The organism is Lysobacter koreensis, assembly GCF_042677045.1.
GTDB classification, from domain to species: domain Bacteria; phylum Pseudomonadota; class Gammaproteobacteria; order Xanthomonadales; family Xanthomonadaceae; genus Lysobacter_K; species Lysobacter_K koreensis.
In genome coordinates this window covers 35,095-48,602 of sequence record NZ_JBHTIH010000007.1, presented here as the reverse complement: position 1 = coordinate 48,602, position 13,508 = coordinate 35,095, and the positions used below count along the sequence as shown (strand labels likewise).

Sequence of the window (13,508 nt, the reverse complement as noted above, 5' to 3'; positions counted from 1 at the left end):
CTACGGCAACAGCCCGATCCGCACGCGCACCTGCGCGGCGACCCGCGAGGTTTCGCGCAACGCGGTCACCTCGAACCGGGCCAGGTCGCCATCGTCGTCGCCGAAGCGACGGATGCGGCCCCGCGCGAGCAGGCTGTCGAGGAAACGCCGCGGCCGGCCGCTGACGGCATCGAGCCCGGCGACGAACACCGGCGCGTTGGTCGCGGCGGCCTCCGAGAGCATGTTGACCGAGTCGGCGGTGCAGACGATGCGGTCGGCCCAGCCGAGCAGGCCGGGGTAGGGGTTGGCGCCGTCGTCGTCGCCGCTCCAGACCAGGTGCGGCGCGGCGGCGAAGCGCGCGCGCAGGCGTGCACGGGCCGTTGCGGGTGTGCGTCGCGAGGCGGTGGCCAGCACGCTGCCGCCTTCGCGCCGCGCGATCGCCTCGACGCGCAGCGCCATTGCCTCGATCGCGGCATCGTCGAACGCCACGTGCGCGCTGGCGCCGCCGACCAGCAACGCAGTGCGCGGGCCGGGCAGTTGCCCGATCGCGGCGAATTCGGATCGCGCCGCGGCCAGCCACAGGTCGTCGACCGGGTTCAGGCTGCCGAGCAGGGTGATCACGTTGTCCCCGCGCACGCGGTCGTGCTCGGGCGCGATCACCACGTCCCAGTGCGACGGATCGATGCGCGGGTCGAGGATCTGCACCGCATGGGCGCCACGGCTGCGCAGCAGCCGGGTCGCCAGCGCCGCCTGCCGGCCGCAGCCGATCGCCAGCCGCGGCGGCTTCTCCAGCGCGTTGGCGAAACCGTCGCCGAACGCGCGGCCGGCATCCGGCCAGCGCCGCGGCGCCAGCCAGCGCCACGGCGCGCGCGCCTCCAGCGTCCACTCCCACGCGTTGCGTCCCAACGCGGCCGCCAGCGCGCGCGCCTGGCGCACGTTGCCGGCGTGGCCATCGGTCAGGGTCCAGGTCGCGTCGGGCGGCTTCGAGGGGCTGTGCTGTTGCACGGGGCGATCAATCCGTTGCGGGAATGGCGGCTGTGGCTTAACACGCGAGACTCTACACTTGCGCCCTCTTGCCGCGGCCCCCCGCGGCGCACCGATGGAATTCCGATGTCGCACAGCCTGCCGCCCGAGTCGCTCGACCAGTTGTTCCGCACCGCCCGCACCCACAACCAGTTCAGCGGGCACGTCAGCGACGAGACCCTGCGCGAGCTCTACGACCTGGTGAAGATGGGCCCGACCACCGCCAACAGCGGCCCGGCGCGCTTCGTGTTCGTGAAATCGGCCGAGGCCAAGGCCAAGCTCGGGCCGGCGCTGGACGAGGGCAATTACGCCAAGACCATGGCCGCGCCGGTCACCGTGATCGTCGCCTACGACATGGCGTTCTACGAAAAGATGCCGTACCTGTTCCCGCACACCGACGCCAAGTCGTGGTTCGACGGCAAGCCCGAAGCGGCGCTGGAGACCATCGCCCTGCGCAACGGCAGCCTGCAGGGCGCGTACCTGATCCTGGCCGCACGCGCGCTCGGCTTGGACACCGGCCCGATGTCGGGTTTCGACAACGCCAAGGTCGATGCCGCGTTCTTCGCCGGCACCGCCGTCAAGTCCAACTTCCTGATCAACCTGGGCGTCGGCGACTTCGCCCAGGTGTTTGCCCGTTCGCCGCGGCTGCCGTTCGACGAAGCCGCGCGGATCGTCTGACCCTCATTCCCCGACGCCCATCCCCCGCCCCCCCATCCCCCGACCATTCCAGGAGCCGACCATGTTCCAGCGCCTCGTCCTGATCGCCGCACTCGCCACCGCCAGCGCGGCTGCGTTCGCTGCCCCCGTCACCTACAAGATGGACCCGAACCACACGTCGGTCACCGCCAGCTGGAGCCACTTCGGCTTCGCCAACCCGATCGCGAACTTCAACCAGGTCGACGGCGCGATCGTGTACGACGCGCAGAACGTCGGCCAGTCGTCGGTCAACGTCACCCTGCCGCTGGCCGGTCTGGACGCGAACGTCGAGGCGTTCAACGAGCACCTGCGCAGCGCCGATTTCTTCGACGCCGAAAAGTACCCGACCATCAGCTTCAAGAGCACCAAGGTTGAAGCCGCCGGCGACAACAAGCTGCGCGTGTTTGGCGACCTGACCCTGCATGGCGTGACCAGGCCGGTGGTGCTGGACACCACGATCAACAAGATCGGCGAGCATCCGATGGCCAAGCGCGCCGCTGCCGGTTTCGCCGCGACCACCACGATCAAGCGCAGCGATTTCGGCGTCGACAAGTACGCGCCGAACGTCAGCGACGAGGTGCTGATCAGCATCACCACCGAGGCGATGGTGCCCAAGCCCGGCGCCGACAAGAAGCCGGCCGGCAAGAAGTAAGGCTCGCAACAGGCCAACCCGGCATCCGACCGCGATGATCATCGAACGCCCCGCCCACGCCCGCGGCCACGTCCAGGCCGGTTGGCTCGACAGCCGCCACACGTTCTCGTTCGGCGGCTACTACGACCCGGCGTGGATGGGCTTCGGCCCGCTGCGGGTGATCAACGAGGACCGCGTCGACCCCGGCGCGGGCTTCCCGCCGCACCGCCACGCCAACATGGAAATCCTCAGCTACGTGCTGGCCGGCGCGCTGTCGCACCGCGACAGCAGCGGCGCTGGTGGCGTGGCTGAGGGCGTGATCGGACCCGGCGAACTGCAATGGATGAGTGCCGGGCACGGCGTCGAGCACAGCGAGTTCAATGCATCGCCGTCGGAGCCGGTGCATTTCCTGCAGATCTGGATCCAGCCCGACCGGCTCAACGCCGCGCCGGCCTACGCGCAGCGCGACGCGACCCCGCTCGCGGACGCGTGGACCCTGCTGGCCTCGCCGGACGGCCGCGACGGCAGCCTCGCCATCCGCCAGGATGCGCGCCTGCTTGCCGCGCGTATGGGCGCCGGCGAACGCCTCGACCACCCGTTCGACCCGCAACGTCGCTACTGGCTGCAGGTGGTGCGCGGTGCCGTGGCGTTCGGCGAACGCCGGCTCACGGCCGGCGACGCGCTGGGTTTTGTCGACGAGTCCGCCGCGCTGGAGCTGGCCGGCGGCGAGGGTGGGGCGGAAGTCCTGCTGTTCGACCTGCCGGCCTAGCGCGGGCCAGGCCGCGCCAGGGTCGCGGCCGGCGCTATTTCGCGCGGCTGCTAAACTGCGCGCCTCGCGTCGCCACCGTCCGATCCGCGCCATGACCGCAGCCCACGACCATCCCACCCAGGCCAACGCCGAACGGCGCTACGCCGTCACGCGCGCCGACCTGCCGCTGAGCTGCCCGCTGCCGTCGATGGCGCTGTGGAACTCGCACCCGCGCGTGTACCTGCCGATCGAAGCCGAGGGCGACGTGCAGTGCCCGTACTGCGGCGCCCACTTCGTGCTCGAAGACCGCGCGTAAGCCCAAGCGTGCGCCGACTGACCGTCGTCCAGTTGCTGCCGGCGCTCGAGTCCGGCGGCGTCGAACGTTCGACCCTGGAGATCGCCGAGGCGCTGGTGCGTGCCGGCCACCGCGCGCTGGTGGTGTCGGCGGGCGGGCGGCTGGTGCCGGCATTGCTCGCGCTCGGTGCCGAACACATCACCCTCGATATCGGCCGCAAGTCGCTGCGCACCTTGCGCCACGTGCGGGCCCTGCGCGCGTTGTTCGCGCGCGAACGCGTCGACCTGGTGCACGCGCGCTCGCGGCTGCCGGCGTGGCTGGGGGTGTGGGCACTGCGCGGCATGCCGCCCAATCAAACTCCGCGCTTCGTCACCACCGTGCACGGCCTCAACTCGCCGTCGCGCTACAGCGCGGTGATGACCCGCGGCGAGCGCGTGGTCTGCGTGTCGGACAGCGTGCGCGAGTTCGTGCTGCGGCACTACCCGCGCACCGACCCCGGCAAGCTGCGGGTGATCCCGCGCGGCATCGACCCGGCGATGTTCCCGCGCGCACCGCAGCCCGACGCGACCGCGCGCGCGTGGGCGGCGGCGCAGCACCCGGCCCTCGCCGGCAGCGGTCCGCTACTGCTGCTGCCCGGCCGCGGCACCCGCCTGAAGGGCCACGCCGACGCGCTGGCGCTGCTGGCCAAGCTGCGCGGCGACGGCCTCGACGCCCGGCTGTGGCTGCCCGGCGCGCGCGAGCCCGGCCGTGAGGCCTACATCGCCGAGCTCGAGGCCGAAGCGCGCGCGCTTGGCATTGCCGAAGCGATTGCGTTCACCCCGCCGACCGCCGCCATCGCCCGCGCGTACGCGGCCAGCGACCTGGTGCTGCAGGTCTCGCGCAAGCCCGAATCGTTCGGGCGCACGGTGATCGAGGCGCTGTCGGTCGGCCGCCCGGTACTGGGCTGGGCGCACGGCGGGGTCGGCGAACTGCTGCGCGAATTGCAGCCGCGCGGCGCGGTCGCGCCGTTCGACGAGGATTCCCTGCACGCCGACGCACGCGACCTGCTCGCGCAGCCGCCGGCGCCAGCGGCTACGATTCCCCACACCTTGCTGGCGATGCAGGCCGCCACGCTGGCCGTCTACGGCGAACTCCTCGATGACCACTCCCGATGAACCAAGCCTCCGCTGAGATGGCGCCGCCGCCCACGCCCCGCGCCGGGGTGCAGGGCTGGCGCTGGGCACCGGCCTGGATCCTGGCCTACGTCGCGCTGTGGCCGGCACCGGGCTACGCCGAGGGCGTGCTGGTGCTGGGCGCGCTGGTCGCGATCTTCCAACTGCTCGCCGTGCGTTTCCGCGGTGGCACCCAACTGCTCAGCGGCCCGGCGTGGGCGCTCACCAGCGTGCTGTTCTTCGCCTACTGGCTGCCGGAGCTGGTGTCCTCGTTCGACGCGATCGATCGCAATCAGGCACTGCTGCAGACGCTGGAGGACCTGCGCTACCTGCCGTTCCTGTGGCTGGCGGCGGCGGCGGTCGCCAGCCCGCAGGGACGGCGCACCACGTTCGGCGGGCTGGCGGTGATCGTCGGCGTCTGGACCGTGGATGCGTTGCTGCAGGCCGTGACCGGCACCAGCCCGCTGTTCTTCGGCATCGATTCGATCAAGCAGGCGATCAGCGGCCGCGGCATGTGCAACGCGGTCGAGACCGCCCAGGTCGACCGCCTCAGCGGCGTGCTCGGGCCGTGCAACCTCAAGCTCGGCGTGGTGATCGCCAGCCTGTCGCCGTTCGCGTTGTACGCCGCGGCGCGGCGCTTCGGCGCGGGTGGCTGGATGGCCGCGGCCGCCGCGGTCGGCCTGGTGGTGCTGCTAGCCGGCTCGCGCGCGTCGTGGATCACCTACGCGCTGGTGCTGGTGCTGTCGGGCTGGCGCCTGCTCGGCTGGAAGAAGCTGCTGGCGGTGTTCGCGTTCGGCGCGCTGACACTGGCGGTGCTAAGCCTGGCCTCGTCGCAGGTGCGCGAGCGCATGCAGCGCACCACGCACGCGCTGGCCGCCGACCAGGAAGGCGTCGATACCGCGCTGTCCGGCCGCGGCCGCATCTGGGGCGCGGCGCTGTGCATGGCGCGCACGCACCCGGTCAACGGCGTTGGTGCGCGCGGCTTCCGCGATGCGTTCCCGGCCTGCGACCCGGCGCCGGGCGAGAAGGCCGCGTGGGGCGAGGGTCCGGCCTTCCACGCCCACCAGATCGTGCTCGAAGTGCTCAGCGAGACCGGCGGGTTCGGCCTGCTGCTGTGGCTGGCCGGCGTCGCGCTGGCGTGGCGGGCCTGGCGTTTCGCCGATGCCGCCGCGCGCGAGCGCGCACGCCCGGCGATGCTGGCGCTGGCGGTCACGGTGTTCCCGTTCAACACCCACTTGGCGTTTTATTCGACGTTCTGGGGCGGGCTGACGCTGCTGCTGGCGGCGGTGTATGCGGGCAGCCTGCTCGCGCGCGACGTGGGTGGAAGGGCGGAATAAGGACAGGGAACAGGGAACAGGGAACAGGGAACAGGGAACAGGGAACAGGGAACAGGGAACAGGGAACAGGGAACAGGGAACAGGGAACAGGGAACAGGGAACAGGGAACAGGGAACAGGGAACAGGGAACAGGGAACAGGGAACAGGGAACAGGGAACAGGGAACAGGGAACAGGGAACAGGGAACAGGGAACAGGGAACAGGGAACAGGGAACAGGGAACAGGGAACAGGGAACAGGGAACAGGGAACAGGGAACAGGGAACAGGGAACAGGGAACAGGGAACAGGGAACAGGGAACAGGGAACAGGGAACAGGGAACAGGGAACAGGGAACAGGGAACAGGGAACAGGGAACAGGGAACAGGGAACAGGGAACAGGGAACAGGGAACAGGGAACAGGGAACAGGGAACAGGGAACAGGGAACAGGGAACAGGGAACAGGGAACAGGGAACAGGGAACAGGGAACAGGGAACAGGGAACAGGGAACAGGGAACAGGGAACAGGGAACAGGGAACAGGGAACAGGGAACAGGGAACAGGGAACAGGGAACAGGGAACAGGGAACAGGGAACAGGGAACAGGGAAGCAAAGGCGGCGTCGCCTGTTGTTGCTTCCCTGTTCCCAGTTCCCGCTTCTCACTCCCGCTCCACGTCCCTCAATACGGCGTCACCATCCCCGGTGGCCGGCGCTTGAAGCGGCGGTGGATCCACAGGTACTGCGAGGGCGCCTCGCGCACCATCGCCTCGATCGCGCTGTTGACCCGGGTGCTGTCGGCGGTCGCGTCCTTGGACGGAAACTCCTGCAGCGGTGGCGCGATCCGCAACACGTAGTCCGCGCCTTCGCGGCGGTGGAAGAACGGCACCACCGCGCAACCGCTGAGGCGGGCGAACTGGTGGGTCGCGGTGATCGTCGCCGCCGGCACGCCGAAGAACGGGGCGAACACCGTGTCCTTGCCGCGCATGTCCTGGTCGGGCGCGTACCACAGCAGGCCGCCGGCCTTGAGGTGGCGCATCGCCGGGCGGATGTCCTCGTTGCTGAACATCGCCGCGGCGTAGCGCAGCCGGCCGCGCTTGACCGCCCACTCGAACACCTCGCTGCGATGGCGCCGGTACATGCCGGCCAGCGGCACGTGGTCGCACAGCAGGCGGCCGCACATCTCCAGGGTCATGAAGTGGCCGGAGACCATCAACACGCCGCGGCCTTGCGCGCGCAGCGCGTCGAGGTGCTCGCGGCCCTCGATCCGCACCGTGCGCCGCATCGGCGCGGCCGAGCCCCACCATGCGCGCGCGAACTCGAACAGGCCGATGCCGAAGTCGCGGAAGCTCGCGCGCAGCAGCGCCTCGCGTTCGGCGGCTGTCTTCTCCGGGAAACACAGCGCCAGGTTGATCGCCGCGGCGCGACGGCGCTCGCCCGCGGTGCGGAACGCGAGCGCGCCGATCGCCCGGCCCAACCCGCGCTGCAATGCCCAAGGCAGCCGCGCACCGAGCCACATCAGCGCGAACGCGCCCCACATCGGCCAATGCCGCAGCCCGCGCGGCGCGGGTGGCACCGCGTTCGCCGGTGTGGGTTTCGTAGCGGTGTCGGTGGTGGACGCATGGGGCGAAGACATGGCCGCGATTCTACCGGTGCCGTAGATCGCCGCCGCGCAAGCTGCCCGGCTCGCGCCGCCTTCGCTATCCTGCACCGATGCGTAGTGACCCCATCGAGCGCCTGTTGCGCGGCCTGTACTCGGCCGCGCTCTACCTGTTGGTGCCGATCACCATCTACCACCTGATCTGGCGCGGCTTCCGGCAGCCCGCGTATTTCCAGCGCTGGCCGGAGCGTTACGCCGTCTACCGCGAGTCCCATGCCGATGCCCGGCCCGCATCGGTCCCGCGCAACGCGGGCACGCTGTGGCTGCACGCGGTGTCGGTGGGCGAGGTCAACGCCGCGGTGCCGCTGGTCAGCGCGCTGCGCCGCGGGCGCCCCGACCTACGCCTGCTGGTCACCACGATCACCCCGACCGGTTCCGAGCGCGTGCGCGCGCTGTGGGGCGACGACGTCGAGCACGTGTACCTGCCGTACGACCTGCCCGGCGCGGTCGGCCGCTTCCTCGACCACCACCGCCCGTGCGCGGCGCTGATCATGGAAACCGAGCTGTGGCCGAACCTGCTGTTCGGCTGCCGCGACCGCGGCATTCCCGCCTACATCCTCAACGCGCGTCTGTCGGAGCGTTCGTTGCGCGGCTACCGCGTGCTCGCGCCGCTGGTCGGGCGCGCGCTGCGCACCGTGCACACGGTCGCGGCGCAGTCGATGGCCGATGCGGTGCGCTTCGTGCAACTGGGCGCGCGCAGCGAGCAGGTCACCGAAACGGGCAACCTCAAGTACGACGTCAGCGTGCCCGACACGCTGCCCGGGTTCGCCGAGGAATGCCGCCGGCACAGCGACGCGCGCCCGGTGTGGATCGCCGCGAGCACCCACGTCGACGAGGAGGCCGCGGTGATCGCTATCCACCGCCACCTGCGCAAGCGCTTCCCGGATCTGCTGCTGCTGTGGGCGCCGCGCCATCCCGAGCGCTTCCGCGCGGTCGCCGAGCACGCGCGCGCCGCCGGCTGGCAGGTGGCGACGCGCTCGCGTGCGCGTTGGCCGCAGTCCGGCGACGCGGTGTTCGTGGTCGACACCCTGGGCGAACTGCTGAGCTTCTACGCCTGCGCCGACGTTGCCTTCGTCGGTGGCAGCCTGCAGCCGGTGGGCGGCCACAACCTGCTCGAACCGGCGGCCGCGGGCACGCCGATCGTCACCGGCCCGCACCTGCACAACTTCGCCGAGATCGCGCAGCGGCTGGCCGATGCGCAGGCGTTGAAGGTGTGCGCCGATGCACCTGCGGTGGAGGCGGCGCTGGCGGCGCTGCTCGGCGACGAACAAGCGCGCGCGCGGATGGCGCAGGCCGGACACGCGCTGGTGGAAGCCGGCCGCGGCGCGGTCGCGCAGACCATCACCCTGCTGCAGCCGGCATTGCCGCCGCAGCGATAGACTCGCGCGGGCTTGGGCGGCAGCCTGGTAGATCCGAGCCTGCTCGGATTGCTTTGGGCTCTGGTGCGAACGGCGATCCGAGCAGGCTCGGATCTACAGGAACGACGGTGATCCGGGCAGGCCGGGAGCTGCGGAAGCGCAGGGCGAACGCATCCAGACCCCCTCGCCAAAACGACAATGCCGGCACAAGGCCGGCATCGGTCGCCACACTTGGTCGTCGATCAGCGGCGCGGCGTGGCCGGCGGCGTCGCCACCTGCGCTTCGGCATTGACCGTCAGCAGGCGGTTGATGTCCTGCACGTCGGCGACATCGAGGGTGCCGGCGGCCTGTTCCAGCAGCAGGCGGTTCTGCAGGTAGTTGTAGCGCGCCAGCGCGTAGGCCTGCTGCGCGGTGAACAGGTTGCGCTGGTTGTTGAGCACGTCCAGCACCGTGCGGGTGCCCACTTCCAACCCGACCTGCGAGGCGTCGTACGCGCTCTGCGCCGAGAACAGCGCCAGGCGTCGGGCCTCGACCTCGCTGACGCCGGCGACCAGGGTCTGGTAGGCGTTGCGGGTGTTGCGCACCAGCGCGCGCTTCTGCTGTTCGAGCTCGTCGCTGGCGACGTCGCGCTGCGCGATCGCCTGGCGCACGCGCGACTGCACCGCGCCGCCGGAGAAGATCGGCACCGAGAGCGTGATGCCGACGCTGGGGCCGCGATTCTCGCTATCGATCGGGCTGGGCGGCAACGAGAAGGAGCCGCTGGAGAACGTGCGCTCGCCGGTGACCTTGTTGTAGCCGTAACCGGCGCCGAGGTACAGGGTCGGCCAGTGGCCGGAGCGAGCGGTTTCAATGTTGGCTTCGGTAGATTCCACCTGGGCCTGCTTGGCGGCGAGCGCGGGGTTGTTTTTGGTCGCCGACTGCACCCACTGCTCGGAGCCCTGCGACTCGGGCAGCACCGGCTGGAAGTCCTTGGGCAGGCCCTGCAGGTTGCGCACCGGCTGGCCGGTGATCTCGGCCAGCGCCTGGTAGGCGTCCTCCACGGCGTTGCGCGCCAGGATCGTGTTGGCGCGCGCGCTGTCGAACTGGGCGCGCGCCTCGTGCACATCGGTGATCGGCGCCAGGCCGACCTCGAGGCGCTTGGAGGCGAAGTCGAACTGCTTCTGCAGCGCGGCTTCGGCGGCCTCGGCCGCGGCCAGCGTCTCCAGCTGCACCAGCACGTTGAAGTACGCCGCCGAGGTGCGGGTGATCAGCACGTCGCTGGCGGATTCGAGCTGGAAGTCGCTGGCACGGCTCAAGGCGTTCTGGCTACGCAGCGTGGTGAAGCGCGAGCGGTCGAAGATCATCTGGTCCAGCTGCACACCGGCGCGGCGCGTAGTCGAATCAGTTTTCACGTCGCCGCTGACCGTCGGCTCGGTCGGGTCGCCCTGGAACGTGCCCGGCCCTTCACTGCGGGCCTTCTCGAGCGAGGCCGAGCCACCAATCTGCGGCAGCATCGCCGCGCGCGCCTGCACCGCGCCTTCGCGGGTGGCCAGGCGGCCGGACTCGGCGGCCGACAGCTGCGGGTCGCCGGTCCGCGCCAGTTCGTAGGTCTGCAACAGGTCTTCGGCGGCGGCGGTGCCCGGCAACAGGGCGGCCGTGCTGATAACGGCGGCGAGGGCAAGTACGAGCGGGCGGCGGATCATGCGGTGTCCTTGTCCGTTTTTATTTAGAAGTCCGCACATGGATGTGCGGGGTGTTGCGAGGGACTCGCATTAAAATTCGAACGTCGGCGCGGGGGCCGCGCCGACGAGATAGGGGAGATCGGTTTCAAACAACGAAGCGATGCGCGCGCCGTTGACAGCGTCGCCGTCGGCGCCGGCCTGCAGCAGCACCGCTTCCATCGCCGGCGAGCGGCCGCGGACCACGAACATGCGGCCACCGGGCTGCAGCCAGCGCAGGAACTGCTGCGGAATGTCGGTCACCGCACCGGTCACGCAGATCGCGCTGAAGCGGCGGTCGGTATCGAACGCAAATGCGTCGACGGTCTCGACCCGGGCGTTGCCGATCGCCTGCGCGGCCAGCTGCCGGCGCGCGGCGTCGGCGAGGTCGGGGTGGATCTCGAGGCTGACGACCTCGCGCGCGAGGCGGGCGAGGCAGGCGGTCAGGAACCCGCTGCCGGTGCCGATCTCGAGCACGTCGTCTCCCGGCGCCAGGTCCAGCGCCTGCAGGGAGCGGCCTTCGACCACCGGCTTCATCATCGACTCGCCATGGCCCAGCGGCAGGGCGACGTCGGCGTACGCCAGGTTGCGGTGCGCGGCCGGGGCGAACTGCTCGCGCGGCAGCGTCGACAGCACCTCGAGCACGCGCGGGTCGAGCACCTCCCAGGGCCGAACCTGTTGTTCGACCATCAGTTCGCGGGCTTTGGCGTAATCGAGCGTCGTCATCGGGGCTTGTGGGGTCAGCGCGGGAGGCCGTGCATTCTACCGGGGAGGGATTGCCGCGTCGGCTTGCCGGCGGGCGTGCGCAGGATCACCGCTGGCGGCGCCGCACACTGAGTGCCAAAGGTAACCAGTACTGATGTAGCCAATGCCGTCGGCGGCCAGGCGTCAACCCGGCAGGAATCACCGCTGGCGTCCGGTCGCATAGGCGCGCAGGAACAGCTCCACGGTCGCGGCCACGTGCGCGTCGACGTCGAAGTCGCAGGCCGCGCCGCAGCCGAACACCAGCCGCGCATGCGCCTCGCCCTTGAGGAGGCAGAAGAACTGCGAGGCGGCGCGCTCCACATCGGGGATATCGAGTTCGCCGCTGGCGATGCGCCGTTCCAGCAGTGCCGCGAACTCGTCCTGGACGCGCTTGGGCCCCGCTTCCCAGAACAGCTGCGGCAGCGACGAATCGGCCAGCTGCGGCGTGCACAGCATGCGGTGGCCGGCGATGGCCTCGGGGTTGCTGATCATCGAATAGAACGCCTGCGCGATCGCCATCAGGCGTTCGCGCAGCGGCAACTGCGGCTCGGCCTCGAACAGCGTCGACGGCAGCTGCTGCTCGCAGTAGGACTTCACGACCGAGACGTACAGGGTCTCCTTGTCGCCGAAGTGGCTGTAGACGGTGAGCTTGGAGACGCCGGCCGCAGCCGCGATCTGGTCCATGCTGGCGCCGTCGAAGCCGTTCGTGGTGAACATCCGCCGCGCCGCATCGAGGATCGCCGCGCGCTTGCCCAGGTCCTTGGGTCGGCCGGGGCCGACGGACCTGGCGTCGGTCCGGACCGACGGGTCGGCGGCGGTGGTGGCTTGCTCGGGTTTGCGGTCTGAAATCATCATTGAATACTAGACTAAGCGGTTCGATATTTATACAGTACTGCAAAGTTCATTAATCATCCTTGAGGCGCGCCATGTCCATCCGACCCCGCACCGGTGCGTTGTTCAGCATCACCGCCACCGCCGCGCTGTTGGCCGGTTGCGGTGCCCCGCCCGAGGTCGTCGAGGCCGCGCGGCCTGTGCTCGTTGCGCACCCGGTCGCGGCCGGCGATTCGGTGGCGGCGTACGCGGGCGAAGTCCGCGCGCGCGAGGAAAGCCCGCTCGCGTTCCGGGTCGGTGGTCACCTGGTCGAGCGCAAGGTCGACGTTGGCGACCACGTCCGCCGCGGCGACCTGCTCGCGGTGCTCGATGCCGGCGACCTGCAGGCGCAGGCGCGCGCCGCGCAGGCGCAACTGGCCGCCGCGCAGGCCGAACTGGGCCGCGCGCGCGCCGACCAGGCGCGCTACGCCACGCTCGGCCGCGAGCAACTGGTCAGCCGCTCGACCATCGATGCGCAGAACGCGGCCGCCGCCGCGGCCCAGGGCCAGGTCAACGCCGCCCGCGCCAACCTCGACGTGGCCAGCAACCAGAGTGCCTACACCCAGCTGCGCGCGCCGAGCGCGGGCGTGATCGCCGCGCGCAGCGCCGAAGCCGGGCAGGTGGTCGGGGCCGGGCAGACGGTGTTCACCCTCGCCTCCGACGGCGCGCGCGAGGTCGCGTTCGCGGTGTCCGAAAGCGCGATCGCGACCCTCAAGCCGGGCGCGTCGGTACTGGTCGAGGTGTGGTCGCAGCCCGGCCAGCGCTGGCCCGGTCGCGTGCGCGAGATCGCGCCGGCCGCCGACCCGGCCTCGCGCACCTACGCCGCGCGGGTCACCGTCGCCGCGCCGGCGGGCACCTTCGAGTTGGGCCAGAGCGCGCGGGTCTACCTGCCGCAGGCCGGCAACGGCGGGTTGAGCGTGCCGCTGGCCGCGTTGCAACGCAGTGGCAACGGCGCGGCGGTGTTCGTGGTCGATCCCGCGACTTCCACGCTCAAGCTGCAGCCGGTCCAGGTCGGCCCCTACGGCCAGGACCGCGCGCCGGTCAAAGGCGGTCTGGACGCGAACGACTGGGTGGTCGCCGCCGGTGGCCACCTGCTGCGCGCGGGGCAGAAGGTGGTGCCCGTGGATCGCGACAACCGGCCCATAAAAACGCAGTAGTCGAAGCAGAAGAAGCCCCAGCGGCGATGGTCATCCTGATGCGGCTCCCGCGCGTCACCTTCGCCCTTCCCCCGATTTCGGGGGAAGGGTTGGGATGGGGGCGCGGCAATGATCAGGTCGCGCCGCAACCCCCGAGCGCCCTCACCCCAGCCCTCTCCCGTAAGCGGGAGAGGGCGCAACAGCCAACGAG

The 13,508-nt window shown here is 70.7% G+C and carries 13 protein-coding genes; 8 read left to right on the top strand and 5 right to left on the bottom strand.

What is annotated here, in order from left to right:
• Window positions 1–984: a mitochondrial fission ELM1 family protein gene (locus ACFQZQ_RS12270; RefSeq protein WP_386813112.1), complete on the bottom strand. Its 984-nt coding sequence runs from the start codon at window positions 982–984 to the stop codon at window positions 1–3.
• 105 nt (window positions 985–1,089) lie between these two features.
• On the opposite strand from ACFQZQ_RS12270, the gene ACFQZQ_RS12265 reads away from it, so the two are divergent.
• From ACFQZQ_RS12265 to ACFQZQ_RS12240, 6 genes are all read left to right on the top strand, one after another.
• On the top strand, window positions 1,090–1,680 hold the full coding sequence (locus tag ACFQZQ_RS12265; protein WP_386813111.1) for a malonic semialdehyde reductase: 591 nt from the start codon (window positions 1,090–1,092) through the stop codon (window positions 1,678–1,680).
• Between the two features lie 61 nt (window positions 1,681–1,741).
• The gene (locus ACFQZQ_RS12260) at window positions 1,742–2,350 is read left to right on the top strand and encodes a YceI family protein (RefSeq protein WP_386813110.1); all 609 of its coding nucleotides are present in this window, start codon (window positions 1,742–1,744) and stop codon (window positions 2,348–2,350) included.
• A 34-nt stretch (window positions 2,351–2,384) separates the two neighbouring features.
• Window positions 2,385–3,098 carry a pirin family protein gene (locus ACFQZQ_RS12255; RefSeq protein WP_386813108.1) on the top strand — a complete coding sequence of 238 codons (714 nt, stop codon included), beginning with the start codon at window positions 2,385–2,387 and terminating at the stop codon, window positions 3,096–3,098.
• A 91-nt stretch (window positions 3,099–3,189) separates the two neighbouring features.
• Window positions 3,190–3,393, top strand: a complete 204-nt coding sequence (locus tag ACFQZQ_RS12250; protein ID WP_386813107.1) for a zinc-finger domain-containing protein — start codon at window positions 3,190–3,192, stop codon at window positions 3,391–3,393.
• Between the two features lie 8 nt (window positions 3,394–3,401).
• Window positions 3,402–4,526, top strand: coding sequence for a glycosyltransferase (locus ACFQZQ_RS12245; RefSeq protein WP_386813106.1), 1,125 nt, complete (start codon window positions 3,402–3,404; stop codon window positions 4,524–4,526).
• Window positions 4,523–5,860 (top strand): O-antigen ligase family protein, encoded by a 1,338-nt coding sequence (locus ACFQZQ_RS12240; protein WP_386813105.1) that lies wholly within the window; start codon window positions 4,523–4,525, stop codon window positions 5,858–5,860. The genes ACFQZQ_RS12245 and ACFQZQ_RS12240 overlap by 4 nt, the downstream gene beginning before the upstream one ends.
• A gap of 654 nt (window positions 5,861–6,514) precedes the next feature.
• On the opposite strand, the gene lpxL is transcribed toward ACFQZQ_RS12240, so the two are convergent.
• Window positions 6,515–7,468 (bottom strand): LpxL/LpxP family Kdo(2)-lipid IV(A) lauroyl/palmitoleoyl acyltransferase, encoded by a 954-nt coding sequence (gene lpxL, locus ACFQZQ_RS12235; protein ID WP_386813104.1) that lies wholly within the window; start codon window positions 7,466–7,468, stop codon window positions 6,515–6,517.
• 77 nt (window positions 7,469–7,545) lie between these two features.
• On the opposite strand from lpxL, the gene waaA reads away from it, so the two are divergent.
• Window positions 7,546–8,871, top strand: a complete 1,326-nt coding sequence (waaA, locus tag ACFQZQ_RS12230; protein WP_386813103.1) for a lipid IV(A) 3-deoxy-D-manno-octulosonic acid transferase — start codon at window positions 7,546–7,548, stop codon at window positions 8,869–8,871.
• A 221-nt stretch (window positions 8,872–9,092) separates the two neighbouring features.
• Here waaA and ACFQZQ_RS12225 read toward each other — a convergent pair whose 3' ends face one another.
• The 3 genes from ACFQZQ_RS12225 to ACFQZQ_RS12215 all read right to left on the bottom strand — a co-directional run bounded on the left by ACFQZQ_RS12225 (window position 9,093) and on the right by ACFQZQ_RS12215 (window position 12,143).
• The gene (locus ACFQZQ_RS12225) at window positions 9,093–10,532 is read right to left on the bottom strand and encodes a TolC family outer membrane protein (protein ID WP_386813101.1); all 1,440 of its coding nucleotides are present in this window, start codon (window positions 10,530–10,532) and stop codon (window positions 9,093–9,095) included.
• A gap of 69 nt (window positions 10,533–10,601) precedes the next feature.
• Window positions 10,602–11,273 (bottom strand): protein-L-isoaspartate O-methyltransferase family protein, encoded by a 672-nt coding sequence (locus ACFQZQ_RS12220; RefSeq protein ID WP_386813099.1) that lies wholly within the window; start codon window positions 11,271–11,273, stop codon window positions 10,602–10,604.
• 177 nt (window positions 11,274–11,450) lie between these two features.
• Window positions 11,451–12,143, bottom strand: a complete 693-nt coding sequence (locus ACFQZQ_RS12215; RefSeq protein WP_386813098.1) for a TetR/AcrR family transcriptional regulator — start codon at window positions 12,141–12,143, stop codon at window positions 11,451–11,453.
• A gap of 74 nt (window positions 12,144–12,217) precedes the next feature.
• Here ACFQZQ_RS12215 and ACFQZQ_RS12210 point away from each other — a divergent pair, with 74 nt between their 5' ends.
• A complete protein-coding gene (locus ACFQZQ_RS12210) occupies window positions 12,218–13,318 on the top strand; it encodes an efflux RND transporter periplasmic adaptor subunit (RefSeq protein ID WP_386813096.1) in 1,101 nt (366 codons plus the stop codon).
• Window positions 13,319–13,508: the final 190 nt, after the last annotated feature.